This is a genomic window from Nitrosomonas eutropha (assembly GCF_900116685.1).
GTDB lineage: Bacteria > Pseudomonadota > Gammaproteobacteria > Burkholderiales > Nitrosomonadaceae > Nitrosomonas > Nitrosomonas eutropha_A.
Map to the genome: position 1 here is coordinate 148,728 of NZ_FPBL01000001.1, position 14,199 is coordinate 162,926.

Below are 14,199 nucleotides of genomic sequence, written 5' to 3' on the forward strand. Positions count from 1 at the left end.
GTTACGGCTATCCTCAACGAGGATGAAGAGGACAATATTTTGCGTAATTGTTAGCGCAAACTACGCTAAAAAGTACCGGTATCTGCAGAACAAAAGCAGATCGGTTGGGTCAGTTTGGTGCGGGCTTATACATATCCCTCTGGATTGTTTTTCTGCCAGCGCCAGTGATCCCGGCACATCGCAGCCAGATCGCGTTGTGCACTCCACCCCAGAACTTTTTCAGCCAGCGCAGGATCGGCATAACAAGCTGCCACATCCCCTGCCCGTCTGGGTGATAGCTGATATGGAACAGGCTGGTCACTTGCATTCTCAAACGCCTTGACCACATCCAGCACGCTGTAACCGATGCCAGTGCCGAGATTGACTGCAAGACACTGCGGTGTGGTAAGGTGCCCCAGCGCACTGAGATGCCCCAACGCCAGATCCACCACATGAATGTAATCCCGCACGCCGGTTCCATCATACGTCGGGTAATCACTTCCCCACACACTCAGATGTTCACGCCGCCCCACCGCAACTTGTGCGACGAAAGGCATCAGGTTATTGGGAATCCCTTGCGGATCCTCGCCAATCAGTCCGCTATCATGCGCACCAACAGGATTGAAATAACGCAGGATGGCAATACGAAATTGAGGATTGGCCTGATACACATCACGCAACATTTCTTCAATAACAAGTTTGCTGCGGCCATAAGGATTGGTGGCAGATAACGGATGATCTTCCATCAGGGGTAAACGTTGTGGTTCACCATAAACGGTTGCTGAGGAACTGAAAACCAGTGTGTATACACCACAATTCTGCATTGCAGCCAGCAACCGGAGGGTACTGACAACGTTATTGTCATAATAATCAAGTGGCTTTTCTACCGACTCCCCTACAGCCTTGAGCCCGGCAAAGTGAATGACAGCCTCACAATGGTAATCTTTCAGAGCCTTTTCAATGGCCGCCTGATCTCGCACATCACCCCTGACTACAGTAAGTTTCTTTCCGGTAATTTTTTCTACCCGGCACAACGCCTCCGGATGGCTGTTGCAAAAATTATCGAACACGATAACCTCATATCCGGCTGTCAGTAATTCGACACAAGTGTGTGAACCAATGTAACCAGCCCCTCCAGTAACAAGAACCTTCATATCAACACCTCATCAAATCTGAATAAATACCAGGTTAAGCAACCACCGCCGCTGCCGCGCAAGCAAAGCTTGCTTTCATCAGAATACGTTTTCCCTGAGTATTTTAAGCAGATACTGGCCATAACCATTTTTGGCTAATGATTGAGCCAGCATTTCCAGCTGCGTGGCATCAATCCATTGTTGCCGATACGCAATTTCTTCCGGACAGGCTACCTTGAGCCCTTGTCGGTTTTCCAAGGTAGCGATGAACTGACTGGCGTCGAGCAAGGTTGCATGCGTTCCTGTATCCAGCCAGGCGTAGCCCCGACCCATGATTTCCACACTTAACCGATCTCGTTCCAGATAAAGGCGATTCAGGTCGGTAATTTCCAGCTCTCCACGTGCTGAGGGTTTAAGCGCTTTAGCAAAATCGGTAACCCGATCATCGTAGAAATACAGGCCGGTCACAGCATAGTTAGATTTAGGCTGTTTAGGTTTTTCTTCCAGCGATAACGCTTTACCGTGCGTATCAAACTCAACCACGCCGTAGCGCTCAGGATCAAGCACATGGTAAGCAAACACACTGGCTCCCTCGGTGCGCGCCATGGCATTGGCCAGTAACTGCTGCAAATCATGACCGTAGAAAATATTGTCACCCAGCACCAGTGCAGAAGGATGGTTGCCAATAAACGCTTCTCCAATCAGAAAAGCTTGCGCGAGACCATCAGGCGAGGGCTGGACCGCATATTGCAGATTCAATCCCCATTGCTCACCGCTGCCCAGCAATTGCTGAAAGCGAGGAGTATCCTGCGGCGTGCTGATGATGAGTATGTCGCGGATACCTGCCAGCATCAGGGTGCTGAGCGGGTAATAGATCATCGGTTTATCGAATACCGGCAATAATTGTTTGCTCAGCGCCAGCGTGGCCGGGTGCAGCCGTGTACCGGAACCGCCAGCAAGAATAATACCTTTTCTATTTATCATAATGATTTTCTGGCCATCTGCAGAAAAATGAAATTGAAGAATCAGGGAACATGTGAATTCTTGCAGATAGAGCTAGTCCACAAAATACGGACTGTTATACTACAAGACCTGTGGCTGATCATGCGGATGCAGACAAATCCGGATGAACTAGCCGGCAAGCAGTTTACCTGTTTTGTCGGAATCACTTAATCGCAGATAAAGACCCATTTTCTCAGTAACACTGTTCAACATGAAAAATATCGGTTTTATTGGTCTGGGTATCATGGGAAAACCTATGGCCAGCCATCTTGTTCAGGGGGGCTACCCGACTTATCTCCATTCCCGCAGTGGCGTGCCTGATGAGCTGACAGCTCTGGGTGGAATTGCCTGCCCTACACCCAAGGCTGTCGCGGAGCAGACGGATATTATTATTCTGATGTTACCGGATACATCGGATGTCGAAAAAGTGCTGTTTGCTGAAAACGGTATCATGTCGGGCCTGTCCGCAGATCCAGCCCGATCGAAAATTATCATCGACATGAGTACGATTTCACCAATCAGAACCCGTGATTTTGTCAGACGAATCAACCAATCCGGGCATGATTATGCAGATGCCCCCGTATCAGGTGGCGATATCGGCGCCCGGAATGCCACGCTAACCATTATGGTCGGCGCAACTGAACCGGTTTTTGCAAGAATCGAACCCATCCTGGTGCTAATGGGGAAAACTATCACCCGCATCGGCGAACCAGGTACTGGCCAGATCTGCAAGGCAGCCAACCAGATTATCGCCGCCTTGACGCTTGAAGCGGTGGCCGAGGCACTGGTATTTGCTTCCAAGGCCGGCGCAGATCCAAACAAGGTCAGACAAGCATTGTTGGGTGGATTTGCTGCTTCGCGTATTCTGGAAGTACATGGAGAACGTATGCTCAAGCACGTCTTCACACCTGGTTTTCGCGTTGATCTGCACATGAAGGATCTGGGGATTGCGCTGGATTGCGCTACGGAGCTGGGCGTCAGCCTGCCGGGTACTGCGCTGACTCAATCGCTTTATAACGCCTGCGTTGCACAGGAAGACACGATGCTGGACAGCTCAGTCATCGTGCGTATCCTCGAAAAACTGGCCGGACATACTATCAATCCATCCACAGCAACCTCTCATGAATCGTAAGCAGCTGATTACAGCCTTCCTGAAGTTTCTGCCTGAAGAAGCGGTACTTTACGAGGTGGAAGATTTAAGGCCATATGAATGCGATGCCCTGTCCGCTTACCGGCAGCTACCGATGATTGTCGTACTGCCGCGCACAGAAGCTGAAATTGCCACCATCCTGCAAGTCTGTCATGCCGGACAGGTTCCGGTCGTGGCACGCGGCTCCGGCACCGGTCTGGCCGGTGGAGCACTACCTCACGCAGAAGGCGTTTTACTGTCATTGGCCAGACTGAACCGCATTCTGGATATCGATCCTGCTGCCTGCAGTGCGCGTGTTCAACCTGGCGTGCGTAACCTGGCCATCAGCGAAGCCGCTGCAAGTTATGGAATGTATTACGCACCCGATCCTTCCTCACAGATCGCCTGTAGCATTGGCGGAAATGTGGCAGAAAACTCCGGAGGAGTGCACTGCCTCAAGTATGGGCTCACCGTTCATAACATTTTGCGCTTGCGTGTACTGACAATTGAAGGTGACGTGCTGGAAATCGGTGCAGATGCACTCGATAGCCCCGGTTTTGATCTGCTTGCACTGATGACCGGCAGCGAAGGCATGCTGGGCATTGTCACCGAAATCACGGTAAAACTGCTTCCCAAACCGGAAACAGTGAAACTGGTCATGGCCGTGTTCGACGATATCAGCAAAGCCGGGGATGCTGTCGCCAACGTCATTCAGGCAGGTATTATTCCGGCCGGTATGGAAATGATGGATAAAATCACCATCCACGCCGTCGAGGATTTCGTACACGCAGGCTACGATCTTGAAGGTGCAGCGATTTTGCTGTGCGAATCCGACGGCATGGCGGAAGAAGTAGCCGATGAAATCAAACAGATCCAGACCATTCTGCAAGCCAGTGGTGCTGTCCGGATCAGCCTTGCGCGAGATGAAGCCGAACGGCAACTTTTCTGGGCCGGGCGCAAAGCCGCCTTTCCGGCAGCCGGCCGGGTTTCACCGGATTATTACTGCATGGACGGCACCATTCCACGCAAGCATCTGGCACATGTGCTGGAACAGATTGAGCAACTTTCAGCTGAATACGGCCTGCGCTGCATGAATGTGTTTCACGCAGGAGACGGTAATCTGCACCCACTGATTCTGTACGATGCCAACCAGCCGGGCGAGCTGGAGAAAGCAGAAGCTTTTGGCGCACGCATACTGGAAATCTGCATTCAATCCGGCGGATCATTGACCGGCGAACACGGTGTAGGCATCGAAAAACTCAACCAGATGTGCCTGCAATTCAATGATGCCGAACGTGATCTGTTCCATGCGGTCAAGGCGGCATTCGATCCGCAATCTCTGCTCAATCCGGGCAAAGCCATTCCCGAGCTGCACCGCTGCGCAGAATTCGGAGCGATGCATGTCCATCAGGGCGCTGAAAAATTTCCAGACATACCCAGGTTCTAATTCATGCAAGATCAAGCTATCCTCGATCAACTCATTCAGGCTGTTACGGCAGCAGCCGAACATAAACAGGCGTTATGCATCCGGGGAAGCGGCAGCAAGGATTTTTACGGCAACCCGCAAGCGCTGCAACTTCCCGCGCTCAACACAGCCACGTGGCAGGGAATCGTCGATTATGAACCCAGTGAGCTGGTTGTCACTGCTCGCGCCGGAACACCGCTGGCCGAGCTGGAAAAGCTGCTGCATGATCACGGCCAGATGCTGGCTTTTGAGCCTCCCTACTTCAATGCATCCGCCACGCTGGGCGGTTGTATCGCTGCTGGATTATCTGGCCCCAGACGCGCCTACACCGGTGCTGTGCGTGATTATGTATTAGGTATCAAACTGCTGGATGGCCAGGGCAGAATCCTGTCTTTTGGCGGGCGCGTCATGAAAAACGTAGCCGGTTATGATGTTTCCCGCCTGATGGCAGGTGCCATGGGTACGCTCGGGGTATTGCTCGAAGTATCACTTAAGGTACTTCCCAGACCGGCTGTAGAACGCACTCTGTGTATTCAGACTGACATGCTCCAGGCGATCGAAACTATGCGCCGCTGTGCGGCTGAACCACTGCCAGTTTCCGCCACCTGTTTTCATGAGAATCAGCTTTATGTCCGACTTTCTGGTGCCGAATCCGCCGTGCGCACGGCACATGCCAGACTGGGTGGAGATCAAATCAAAGATAAGGAAAGCCACGAGGAAAATTTATGGGAATCCATCAGGAATCACACTCACCCGTTTTTCCAGCAAGGAAAATTAAATGGCAAATCGCTATGGCGTCTGTCAGTAAAATCAACCACTTCCCCACTCTCACTGCCAGGTGAACAACTGATTGAATGGGGTGGTGCACTGCGCTGGCTGGTAACAGATAAAGATACTGATGCTGCTGTAATCCGCACACACGCCGCAGATGCCGGCGGCCATGCCACTCTATTTCATGGCAATAAAACCATAACTCCAGTATTTCACCCGCTTTCCCCTGCCCTGCTTAAAATCCACCAGCGTCTGAAGCAGCAGTTTGATCCGACAGGTATTCTGAATCCGCAACGACTGTATACCGAGTTTTAAATCATGCAAACCCGTCTGACCGATCTGATCAAAGATACCCCAGAAGGAAAGGAAGCCGACGCCATTCTGCGCAGCTGCGTGCATTGCGGCTTCTGTCTTGCCACCTGCCCCACCTATCAACTGCTGGGGAATGAGCTGGACAGCCCGCGCGGGCGAATTTATCTGATCAAGCAGATGCTGGAAGGCCAGGAGGTAACAGAAAAAACGCAGCTGCATCTCGATCGCTGCCTGACCTGCCGCGCCTGCGAAACCACCTGTCCATCCGGGGTGCAGTACGGACGTCTGCTTGATATCGGCCGGGGCATGGTCGAACAGCAAATCCAGCGCACGCCTTATGCAACATTCAAGCGCTACACCTTGCGAAAACTGTTGCCCAACCGTACTCTCTCCAGCTTTTTCATGGGTGTTGCCCGCTTGAGTCGCCCGCTGCTCCCCGCCCGGCTGAAAAGAACGATCTTACCGAAACCGGTAACCGCACGCAGCCTCTCCGGCAAAACCCACACACGCTCCATGCTGATACTCGCTGGTTGCGTACAGCCGGCCATGACGCCCAACACCAACCACGCTACCACGCGCGTGCTCGACAGGCTCGGCATCTCGGTCATCACCGCAGAACAGGCCGGTTGCTGCGGGGCGCTGGCTTATCACCTCAATGCGCAGGAAGAAGGATTGAACGCCATGCGCCGCAATATTGATGCCTGGTGGCCTTTTATCACCCAAGCTGAACATCCGGCAGAGGCTATTATCGTCACGGCCAGCGGCTGCGGCGTCACCGTCAAGGATTACGGGCATTTGCTGCAACACGACCCAATTTACACTGAGAAAGCAGCACGAGTTTCCAGCCTGACCCGCGATATCAGTGAAGTCATTACGGCTGAAGCCTCCACACTGATCCCGCTGCTGGAAGCCACGAAAGCCACATCAAAATCCTCTCTCCCGCGCAATATTGCCTTTCATGCTCCCTGTACCTTACAACATGGCATGAAACTGAAAGGAAAAGTCGAGCCAATTCTGCAAGCGGCAGGCTTTAACCTGACCAGAGTCGCTGATCCCCATCTCTGCTGCGGTTCAGCGGGCACTTATTCCATCCTGCAACCCAAACTTTCTCGTCAGCTACGTGATAACAAGATTACTGCATTGACCATGGAAAACCCTGATCTGGTAGTTACCGCCAATATCGGCTGCCAGATGCACCTGCAAGGTGGCACTCAGCTGCCTATACGCCACTGGATTGAACTGCTGGATGAAACCCTGGGTGAATAAATCCCCAAACATCAGAGAAACGCTGATTTATTCCGTTATCACGAGAAAAAACCGTCTACCACAAACAGGGGATAACGGGCAGTGACGTGGTGACTCAGCATGGCAGCAATCGGGTATATCTGCCAATATTGCTACTGGATTGCTTCGCACTACTGTGCTCGCAAAGACGGTATTCCTTGTTGTCACAGTTATGCAAAATCTGTATCACTACACAACTCGCAGATCAAAGCAATCCACCCGTTGTCACTGCGATACATCTGCCCTCCACCTCACCTTTGCGAGACGGCGCAGCCAGCAAAGCAATCCAGATAATCAGCACTTTCTGGAAGCGCGCTTTATCCACGCGGCCGCACCGCCGATAGGGGGATCTGGTTCAGCTCCGCCGCAGCTTCACGCCAGGCCGGATAATGCCGATCCATTAATGCAACAAACCGTTTGTTATGCGATGCTTCAAGTAAATGAACCATCTCGTGCACGACAACATATTCCAGCAGGTTCTTCGGTTTTCTCACCAGATCGGTATTCAGCCGGATATGGCGGGCACGCGGAGTACAACTGCCCCAGCGGGTTTTCATCTGCTGCAAAAAATAGGCTGATACGCTTACATCCAGCCGTTCCTGCCATTCCCCAATCAGATCTGGCACAACACCATGCAGCAAGGATTTATGCCAGGCGTGCATCACCGCTGTGCGTTTGGATACATCACTGCCTGGACGCACCTGCAGGATGATGGACTGCTGATCCAGCAGCACGCAGGGTTTGGCCGGTTTCTCCACCACCTGCAACACATAATGGCACCCCCACAACATGTGGCTTTCATGCTCAACCAACTGCCGGGGTGCTTCTCTAACCTGCAATTGCAGTTTTGTCTGCTGCTTTTGAATCCAGGGGAGTTTTGAAACAGCGAAAGCGTGTATTACCGCCAGCTGAATACCAATTGGGGCAACCAGTGTTACTCGTCCATCTGGCACAAGCACCCTCAAGTAAATATGTTTCACTCTCTTGCGCTGCATGAAAATCGTAAGATCTCCCAGCTTGATCTGCTCGCTCACCAGTCACCCCGCTAATCTTTGATTCTATGCAGTCCCGGCCAATTGCCGCTGCAAAAAACCTGCGATGATGTGATCCGCATAAGGTCGTGCAACCTCACAGATGAAGCGCGGGAAATCGATGTGAGCGCTGTCATCGGCACGATCAGAAATGGTGCGCACGGCAGCGAACGGTTTGCCAAAGTCACTGCACACCTGTGCTACTGCAGCGCCTTCCATCTCGACAGCGAGCGCCTGGTGGCCGGCTGCGGCGAGCGTGGTACGCAGCGCAATTGATTCAGCCAAGGTGCTGACAAAGCGATCCCCACTGACAATCAAACCCTGGTGCACCCGCGCTAAATGAATGCGCGCGACACCACTGCTTCGAGGTATATCAGCTTGGGTATTTGTCAGATAAGCGTGCGCCGCTGCAAATAATGTAGTAGACAGTTCCGGATCGCAAGCAAATCGTGTACAGCCATAACCTGGTACTTCCCAACGAGGGAAAATAGGCGATGCATCCATATCGTGCTGCAGAAATTGCGTAGCGACGACCACATCACCCACCTGCACACCTTCCCCCATACCACCAGCCACACCCGTAAACACGATGCGCTGTGCACCCAATCGTTCAAATAGCACAACAGCTGTTGTCGCCGCTGCCACCTTGCCAATGCCAGATAATCCCAGCACCACTGTCTGGCCATGCAGACGACCGCGCCAAAATACACGCCCCGCATACTGAAACTGCTCCCGTTGCTCCAGCGCCTGTACCAAACCGCCCTGTTCTTCTGGCAAAGCACTCAAAATTGCTGTGGTCATAAGGTATATGTATCAAAAATCAGAAAGGCTGCAGTGAGCCATAATCAGGTTGATCTTTCTGGATCGGAACAATCAGATGGCCATGATAGATCATTTTCCTGTGCCAACGCCCTGCCCCATGCTTCCAGTTCGTTCAGGATTTCCTGCTGCGCTTGCTGTGGGCAATTGGCTCGCAGTTGTAAAATTTTCTGATGATATCCGTTTAATGTCAGACTACCGTTGATAGCATCTTCACCAAGCTGTCTGCGGCAATGAACTTGCCAACGGTGTTTTTCCTGGGCCGACAAGGTATTGGGAAAGTTGCGAGCACGATAGCGAAACAGCAGTTCGGCGTAACGCCCATCCTGAAACTCTTCTGAGAGATCAATCAATCTTTCCGGCTCCGAATCGCGCACGAGCGGGAACAGGTTACGGTCGTGATCATTTGCAAATCCATCGTACAGTGCCAGATCGGCATCATTTTCTGGAAAAATCTTGCCATTTGAATACGCTTGTCTGATCCGCTGCATAAAATCAGGGTTTTGCAACAACTGCTGCCAATGCTGTTGGCACTGTTCAATATTCAATCCGATTCGATTGGCGACTTCATCCTTCAGAACTTTCTGTGGCGCCAGTGCCGGGCATTTATTTAGCCTGACTGCCTTGACCGGCAGGCGCTGCTGCCCTTCTGCCAATTCCAATTTGGGCGTGAATAGATGTTCCGCCAGCGCATCAACATCCAGTTGTATAAATTCAGCAGGATCATGCCGCAAGTCGTAAACCAGAATACTGTTGGTATTGCCCGTTTCGGGCAACAACGGCATCACTAGCGTGGTGCAACCCTGTTCAGATGGATACATACGTGAGGTATGCAATACCGGAGTACGCACTGTCAGATTGAGCAGGCGAGATGCTTCACGTTTGTCCCGCAAACGGAACAGCCAGTCATATAAGCGTGGTTGCTTCTCACGCAGCAAACGAGCCAGTGCGATGGTAGCGCGAACATCAGATAACGCATCGTGCGCACTATCATGCATTAACCCGTTGGCAGCGGTAATATCCTCCAGCCGAAAGCTGGGTTTCCCTTCCCCGTTGATCGGCCAGTTGATGCCTTCCGGGCGCAGGGCAAAGACCATACGGGCGAGATCGATCACATCCCATCGCGAATTGCCGGATTGCCATTCGCGTGCATAGGGGTCGTAGAAATTGCGATACAGCGCAAAGCGGGTGACTTCATCATCAAACCGTAGCGTGTTATAGCCCACCCCGCAGGTACCCGGTTGCGCCAGTTGCGCATGGATCAGTGCGATGAATTCCGGCTCCGGCCCCCCCCGGGTTGCTGCCATTTGTGGCGTAATACCAGTCAACAGACAGGCTTCCGGATGCGGCAGACGATCACGTGCCGGCTTGCAATAGATCACCAGCGGATCGCCAATTTCATTGAGCGCTTCATCCGTCCGTAACCCTGCAAACTGAACCGGCCGATCCTGGCGAGGATTCGCACCGGAAGTTTCATAATCATGCCAGTAGAGTGTTGAATTACCTGTCTGCATCGTAGTAGTAAGCCTGTTCAGATCGTTAAATATATGAGTTCATTTTTCCAGCTGATCCCGGAATGATCAGATTTTGATAAAGATTCACTGGATCGATTCAGACAGGGAGCAATATTTTGGAATGCAATTCTCCAAATAAACACAGAAGAACATCTGTATCCCGATTAAAGCTTCGTACCAAACCCCCGTTAATAATTGCTGACAGGTTTATAACAAAGCTGTTAACCATAGAAATAAAACGATTTCAATACTAGAGGCTTTAGAAAAAGCTGAAATAGGGCAAGTTAAACTACGACAAACAAAATTCTTACGATCCTTCAACTGCCAAAAATAAATTTTTCCTCATCTTTTATTATGACTTAAAGCGAGATAATAGAATGCTTCAATTTTTGCCCGTTATCGCCCCAGCTACTATCTTCTTAGTTAAAGCTGTATTTAAAAAGCAGATCGAAGATGGTATTGCTGATGGTATTATTACAGCTAAATATGAAGTAGAAAGAAATATATGGAGAGCACTTTTCTCTACATTTTCCAATATTTCCATTAATGTTACATTGCTAACTTCCTCTGTATATCTTTTACCATTTATTACAAGTAAAGAAATAGTCATTTACATAATTTGTAGCGTGTATCTTGGCTCTATATTTTATTCTTTATACAGCGTAATTAAGAATATGCCTCTAGTATTAAAAATTTTTTTTGATCATAAATTAAATCTAAAGGAATATGTTCATAGTGAAATTTATATAGAAGCATATAAAGAAGCACACTATCAAATTAGTGAAAAAAATATTGTTATTAGAATATTAAATAATTTTTGGGGAGCATCTGCATCATCCATAGCATCTACAATTTCCCGCAGAACAACTAATATAGTTATAAAAAAGGTGACATCAATCGTATTTATAGTGATTGTTCTTTTACTGGTATATTCATTAATATTTAGAATAATGGTAGCCCCCTTAATCATTGAGAATGCTACACAGTTTAATGTGTTTCAGGCCGCTATCTACCCATTGCTCTACGCGATTGATTATTTCTTCAGTACAAATTTGGTCTCATGGCTTATGTACGCATAGTAAGTGCTATAACCAGCGTATTTCACAAGAAAATCGCAATAACACTGCATCATAAATACTGTGACATCAGCCATTTTTCTATTGTAGGCAGCCGCTCCACAAATCAGATATATCCAAAAATTAACTACTTTATGTATTAACCCAACCGGAACCAGACGCGTATCAAAACTCAACTATTCAGTAATGATCTAAAGGAAGCAAATATGAGTTTTTCATATCTATAATCCCAACCGCTGCCATATTTTTGTGGGTAGTACGGCCGAGTTAAGTGTGTAGAAATGCAGGCCGGGTGCACCCGCTTCCAGTAAGCGCGCGCAAAGTGCGGTGACGACATCCAGCCCGAATGCCTGGATGGATGGGATGTCATCACCAAAACTCTCCAGTTTTCTGCGAATCCAGCGCGGGATTTCTGCTCCACAGCCATCCGAAAATCTTGCCAGTTGGGAAAACTTGCTGATCGGCATGATGCCGGGAACAATCGGGACGCTGATGTTCGCAGCCTCACACATTTCTACGAAGTGCAGATAGGCATCCACATTATAAAAAAACTGAGTGATGGCAGCATTGGCACCCGCTTCGACTTTTCGTCTGAAGTTAGTGAAATCCTCCAGTGCGGAACGTGCCTGCGGGTGGTACTCCGGATAGGCCGCTACTTCTATCCAGAACGTATCGCCGAATTCTTCGCGAATAAACGCTACCAATTCGTTGGCATAGCGGAATTCCCCCGCCTGTGCCATGCCTGAGGGCAAATCACCGCGCAGCGCAATAATATGACGAATATCGTGGCTGTAATATTTTTCAAGAATGGAGCGGATATTGTCGCGAGTGGAACCGATACAGGAAAGATGCGGCGCTACCGGGTAACCCTCTGCCTGGATTTCCAGCACGGTTTCAAGCGTGCGTTCGCGTGTAGAGCCGCCGGCACCAAATGTCACTGAAAAAAACTTTGGATTAAACTGGGCAAGCTGTAGGCGCGTGGCCCGCAGCTTTTCCATGCCTTCCGGTGTCTGCGGCGGGAAAAATTCAAAACTGAATGTGGGGGTAAATTTTTTCTGGGATTGCATCGGGATTCACTTCCATGAGCTGCGGCCCTGTAAAAAAGGCAACGGTGAAAATCAATGAAGTAAAGCCGGGAAACCCTATCACTGTTTCCCGGCTTTAACAGATTATTGAAAAACTGCGACGGTGGTTCCTGAAAAATGCTCAAACCGCTGAAGCTATTTTTTCAGAACCCTCTTTAATAACGGTACATCTCGGGTTTATAAGGTCCGTTCTTATCAAGGTTGAGGTAACTCGCCTGTTCGTCGGTCAGTTCGGTCAAATTTACACCCAGTTTGCCCAGATGCAGACGCGCCACCATTTCATCCAGCTGTTTGGGCAGTACATACACCTTCTTCTGGTAGTTTTTACCATTTTGCCAGAGCTCCATCTGCGCCAGTACTTGATTAGTAAAGGAGCTGGACATGACAAAAGATGGATGGCCGGTGGCACACCCCAGATTAACGAGACGCCCTTGTGCCAGCACGATGATACGGCGACCGGTCGGGAAAATAATGTGATCGACCTGCGGCTTGATGTTTTCCCACTGGTATTTCTGCACCGAGGCAATATCGATTTCAGAATCAAAGTGGCCGATATTGCATACGATCGCCTGATTCTTCATTTTCAGCATGTGGTCATGGGTGATCACACGCAGATTGCCGGTGGCGGTGACAAAAATATCTGCTTTATCACAGGCATCATCCATGGTCACCACGCGGTATCCTTCCATTGCTGCCTGCAACGCACAGATTGGATCAATCTCGGTAATCCAGACAGTTGCTCCCAGGCCACGCAATGACTGCGCACAGCCTTTACCGACATCGCCATAACCGCAGATCACGGCGATTTTTCCGGCGATCATTACATCGGTTGCGCGTTTGATGCCATCTACCAGTGATTCACGACAGCCATAAAGATTGTCGAATTTGGATTTGGTGACTGAATCATTGACATTGATCGCCGGGAATGGAAGTTCGCCTTTCTTTTCCATTTCATACAGGCGATGAACGCCAGTCGTGGTTTCTTCAGTCACACCACGAATTGCAGCAAGGTTACGCGAATACCAGCCTGGATGGCTGGCAAGGCGGCTGCGGATGGAAGCAAACAGTACCTGTTCTTCCTCATTGGATGGATTAGCAATTACGGAAGGATCGCGTTCAGCCCTGCTGCCAAGGATGAGCAGCAAGGTTGCATCCCCACCATCATCCAAAATCATGTTGGCAGTATACGAGCCATCACTGGCCCATTCAAAGATCCGGTGAGCGTAATCCCAGTATTCCTCCAGCGATTCTCCCTTGTAGGCAAATACTGGAATATCGCGAGCGGCAATCGCAGCAGCAGCATGATCCTGGGTGGAAAAAATGTTGCAGGAAGCCCAGCGGACTTCTGCACCCAACGCCACCAGTGTTTCAATTAACACGGCAGTCTGGATAGTCATGTGCAGGGAACCGGCAATTCTGGCGCCTGCCAGCGGCTTCTTGCCGGCATATTGTTCGCGCAGCGCCATCAAACCAGGCATCTCAGTTTCGGCAATGGCGATTTCCTTTCTGCCCCAGTCTGCCAATGACAAATCAGCCACCTTGCAGTCGGTAAAAGCAGGATTGCCCGCTACGGGGTTGATTGTTGCACTCATAACACAT

The 14,199-nt window shown here is 50.2% G+C and carries 12 protein-coding genes; 5 read left to right on the forward strand and 7 right to left on the reverse strand.

What is annotated here, in order from left to right:
• Positions 1-125: 125 nt before the first annotated feature.
• Together galE and rfbA are read right to left on the reverse strand one after the other, a co-directional pair.
• A complete protein-coding gene (gene galE, locus BM331_RS00720) occupies positions 126-1,133 on the reverse strand; it encodes a UDP-glucose 4-epimerase GalE (RefSeq protein ID WP_074926003.1) in 1,008 nt (335 codons plus the stop codon).
• Between the two features lie 78 nt (positions 1,134-1,211).
• The gene (rfbA, locus tag BM331_RS00725) at positions 1,212-2,096 is read right to left on the reverse strand and encodes a glucose-1-phosphate thymidylyltransferase RfbA (protein WP_074926006.1); all 885 of its coding nucleotides are present in this window, start codon (positions 2,094-2,096) and stop codon (positions 1,212-1,214) included.
• Between the two features lie 229 nt (positions 2,097-2,325).
• Here rfbA and BM331_RS00730 point away from each other — a divergent pair, with 229 nt between their 5' ends.
• From BM331_RS00730 to glcF, 4 genes are read left to right on the forward strand one after another with little or no spacing between them, the layout of a single operon-like run.
• The gene (locus tag BM331_RS00730) at positions 2,326-3,246 is read left to right on the forward strand and encodes a 2-hydroxy-3-oxopropionate reductase (protein ID WP_074926008.1); all 921 of its coding nucleotides are present in this window, start codon (positions 2,326-2,328) and stop codon (positions 3,244-3,246) included.
• Positions 3,236-4,690 carry an FAD-linked oxidase C-terminal domain-containing protein gene (locus tag BM331_RS00735; protein ID WP_074926010.1) on the forward strand — a complete coding sequence of 485 codons (1,455 nt, stop codon included), beginning with the start codon at positions 3,236-3,238 and terminating at the stop codon, positions 4,688-4,690. Before BM331_RS00730 ends, BM331_RS00735 begins: the two co-directional genes overlap by 11 nt.
• 3 nt (positions 4,691-4,693) lie before the next feature.
• Positions 4,694-5,794 carry a glycolate oxidase subunit GlcE gene (gene glcE, locus BM331_RS00740; RefSeq protein WP_074926012.1) on the forward strand — a complete coding sequence of 367 codons (1,101 nt, stop codon included), beginning with the start codon at positions 4,694-4,696 and terminating at the stop codon, positions 5,792-5,794.
• Between the two features lie 3 nt (positions 5,795-5,797).
• Complete coding sequence (gene glcF / locus BM331_RS00745; protein ID WP_074926015.1) at positions 5,798-7,057, forward strand: glycolate oxidase subunit GlcF; 1,260 nt, start codon at positions 5,798-5,800, stop codon at positions 7,055-7,057.
• A gap of 335 nt (positions 7,058-7,392) precedes the next feature.
• Here glcF and BM331_RS00750 read toward each other — a convergent pair whose 3' ends face one another.
• The 3 genes from BM331_RS00750 to sbcB all read right to left on the reverse strand — a co-directional run bounded on the left by BM331_RS00750 (position 7,393) and on the right by sbcB (position 10,439).
• Positions 7,393-8,055 carry a M48 family metallopeptidase gene (locus BM331_RS00750; RefSeq protein WP_256214755.1) on the reverse strand — a complete coding sequence of 221 codons (663 nt, stop codon included), beginning with the start codon at positions 8,053-8,055 and terminating at the stop codon, positions 7,393-7,395.
• Positions 8,056-8,133: 78 nt separating this feature from the next.
• Entirely contained in the window at positions 8,134-8,907 is a 774-nt protein-coding gene (locus BM331_RS00755; protein WP_074926020.1) for a 5'-methylthioadenosine/adenosylhomocysteine nucleosidase, read from the reverse strand.
• Positions 8,908-8,951: 44 nt separating this feature from the next.
• Positions 8,952-10,439 carry an exodeoxyribonuclease I gene (sbcB, locus tag BM331_RS00760; protein WP_074926023.1) on the reverse strand — a complete coding sequence of 496 codons (1,488 nt, stop codon included), beginning with the start codon at positions 10,437-10,439 and terminating at the stop codon, positions 8,952-8,954.
• 377 nt (positions 10,440-10,816) lie between these two features.
• On the opposite strand from sbcB, the gene BM331_RS00765 reads away from it, so the two are divergent.
• A complete protein-coding gene (locus BM331_RS00765; protein ID WP_074926025.1) occupies positions 10,817-11,518 on the forward strand; it encodes a hypothetical protein in 702 nt (233 codons plus the stop codon).
• A gap of 218 nt (positions 11,519-11,736) precedes the next feature.
• On the opposite strand, the gene metF is transcribed toward BM331_RS00765, so the two are convergent.
• Both metF and ahcY read right to left on the reverse strand, forming a co-directional pair.
• Complete coding sequence (gene metF / locus BM331_RS00770) at positions 11,737-12,582, reverse strand: methylenetetrahydrofolate reductase [NAD(P)H] (RefSeq protein ID WP_074926027.1); 846 nt, start codon at positions 12,580-12,582, stop codon at positions 11,737-11,739.
• Positions 12,583-12,755: 173 nt separating this feature from the next.
• Entirely contained in the window at positions 12,756-14,192 is a 1,437-nt protein-coding gene (gene ahcY, locus BM331_RS00775; protein ID WP_074926030.1) for an adenosylhomocysteinase, read from the reverse strand.
• Positions 14,193-14,199: the final 7 nt, after the last annotated feature.

Coding starts and splice junctions, on each gene's coding strand:
- BM331_RS00765 (WP_074926025.1), top strand. CDS start 10,817: ATGCTTCAATTTTTGCCCGTTATCGCCCCAGCTACTATCTTCTTAGTT.
- galE (WP_074926003.1), bottom strand. CDS start 1,133: ATGAAGGTTCTTGTTACTGGAGGGGCTGGTTACATTGGTTCACACACT.
- BM331_RS00755 (WP_074926020.1), bottom strand. CDS start 8,907: ATGACCACAGCAATTTTGAGTGCTTTGCCAGAAGAACAGGGCGGTTTG.
- BM331_RS00735 (WP_074926010.1), top strand. CDS start 3,236: ATGAATCGTAAGCAGCTGATTACAGCCTTCCTGAAGTTTCTGCCTGAA.
- glcE (WP_074926012.1), top strand. CDS start 4,694: ATGCAAGATCAAGCTATCCTCGATCAACTCATTCAGGCTGTTACGGCA.
- ahcY (WP_074926030.1), bottom strand. CDS start 14,192: ATGAGTGCAACAATCAACCCCGTAGCGGGCAATCCTGCTTTTACCGAC.
- BM331_RS00730 (WP_074926008.1), top strand. CDS start 2,326: ATGAAAAATATCGGTTTTATTGGTCTGGGTATCATGGGAAAACCTATG.
- rfbA (WP_074926006.1), bottom strand. CDS start 2,096: ATGATAAATAGAAAAGGTATTATTCTTGCTGGCGGTTCCGGTACACGG.
- sbcB (WP_074926023.1), bottom strand. CDS start 10,439: ATGCAGACAGGTAATTCAACACTCTACTGGCATGATTATGAAACTTCC.
- metF (WP_074926027.1), bottom strand. CDS start 12,582: ATGCAATCCCAGAAAAAATTTACCCCCACATTCAGTTTTGAATTTTTC.
- glcF (WP_074926015.1), top strand. CDS start 5,798: ATGCAAACCCGTCTGACCGATCTGATCAAAGATACCCCAGAAGGAAAG.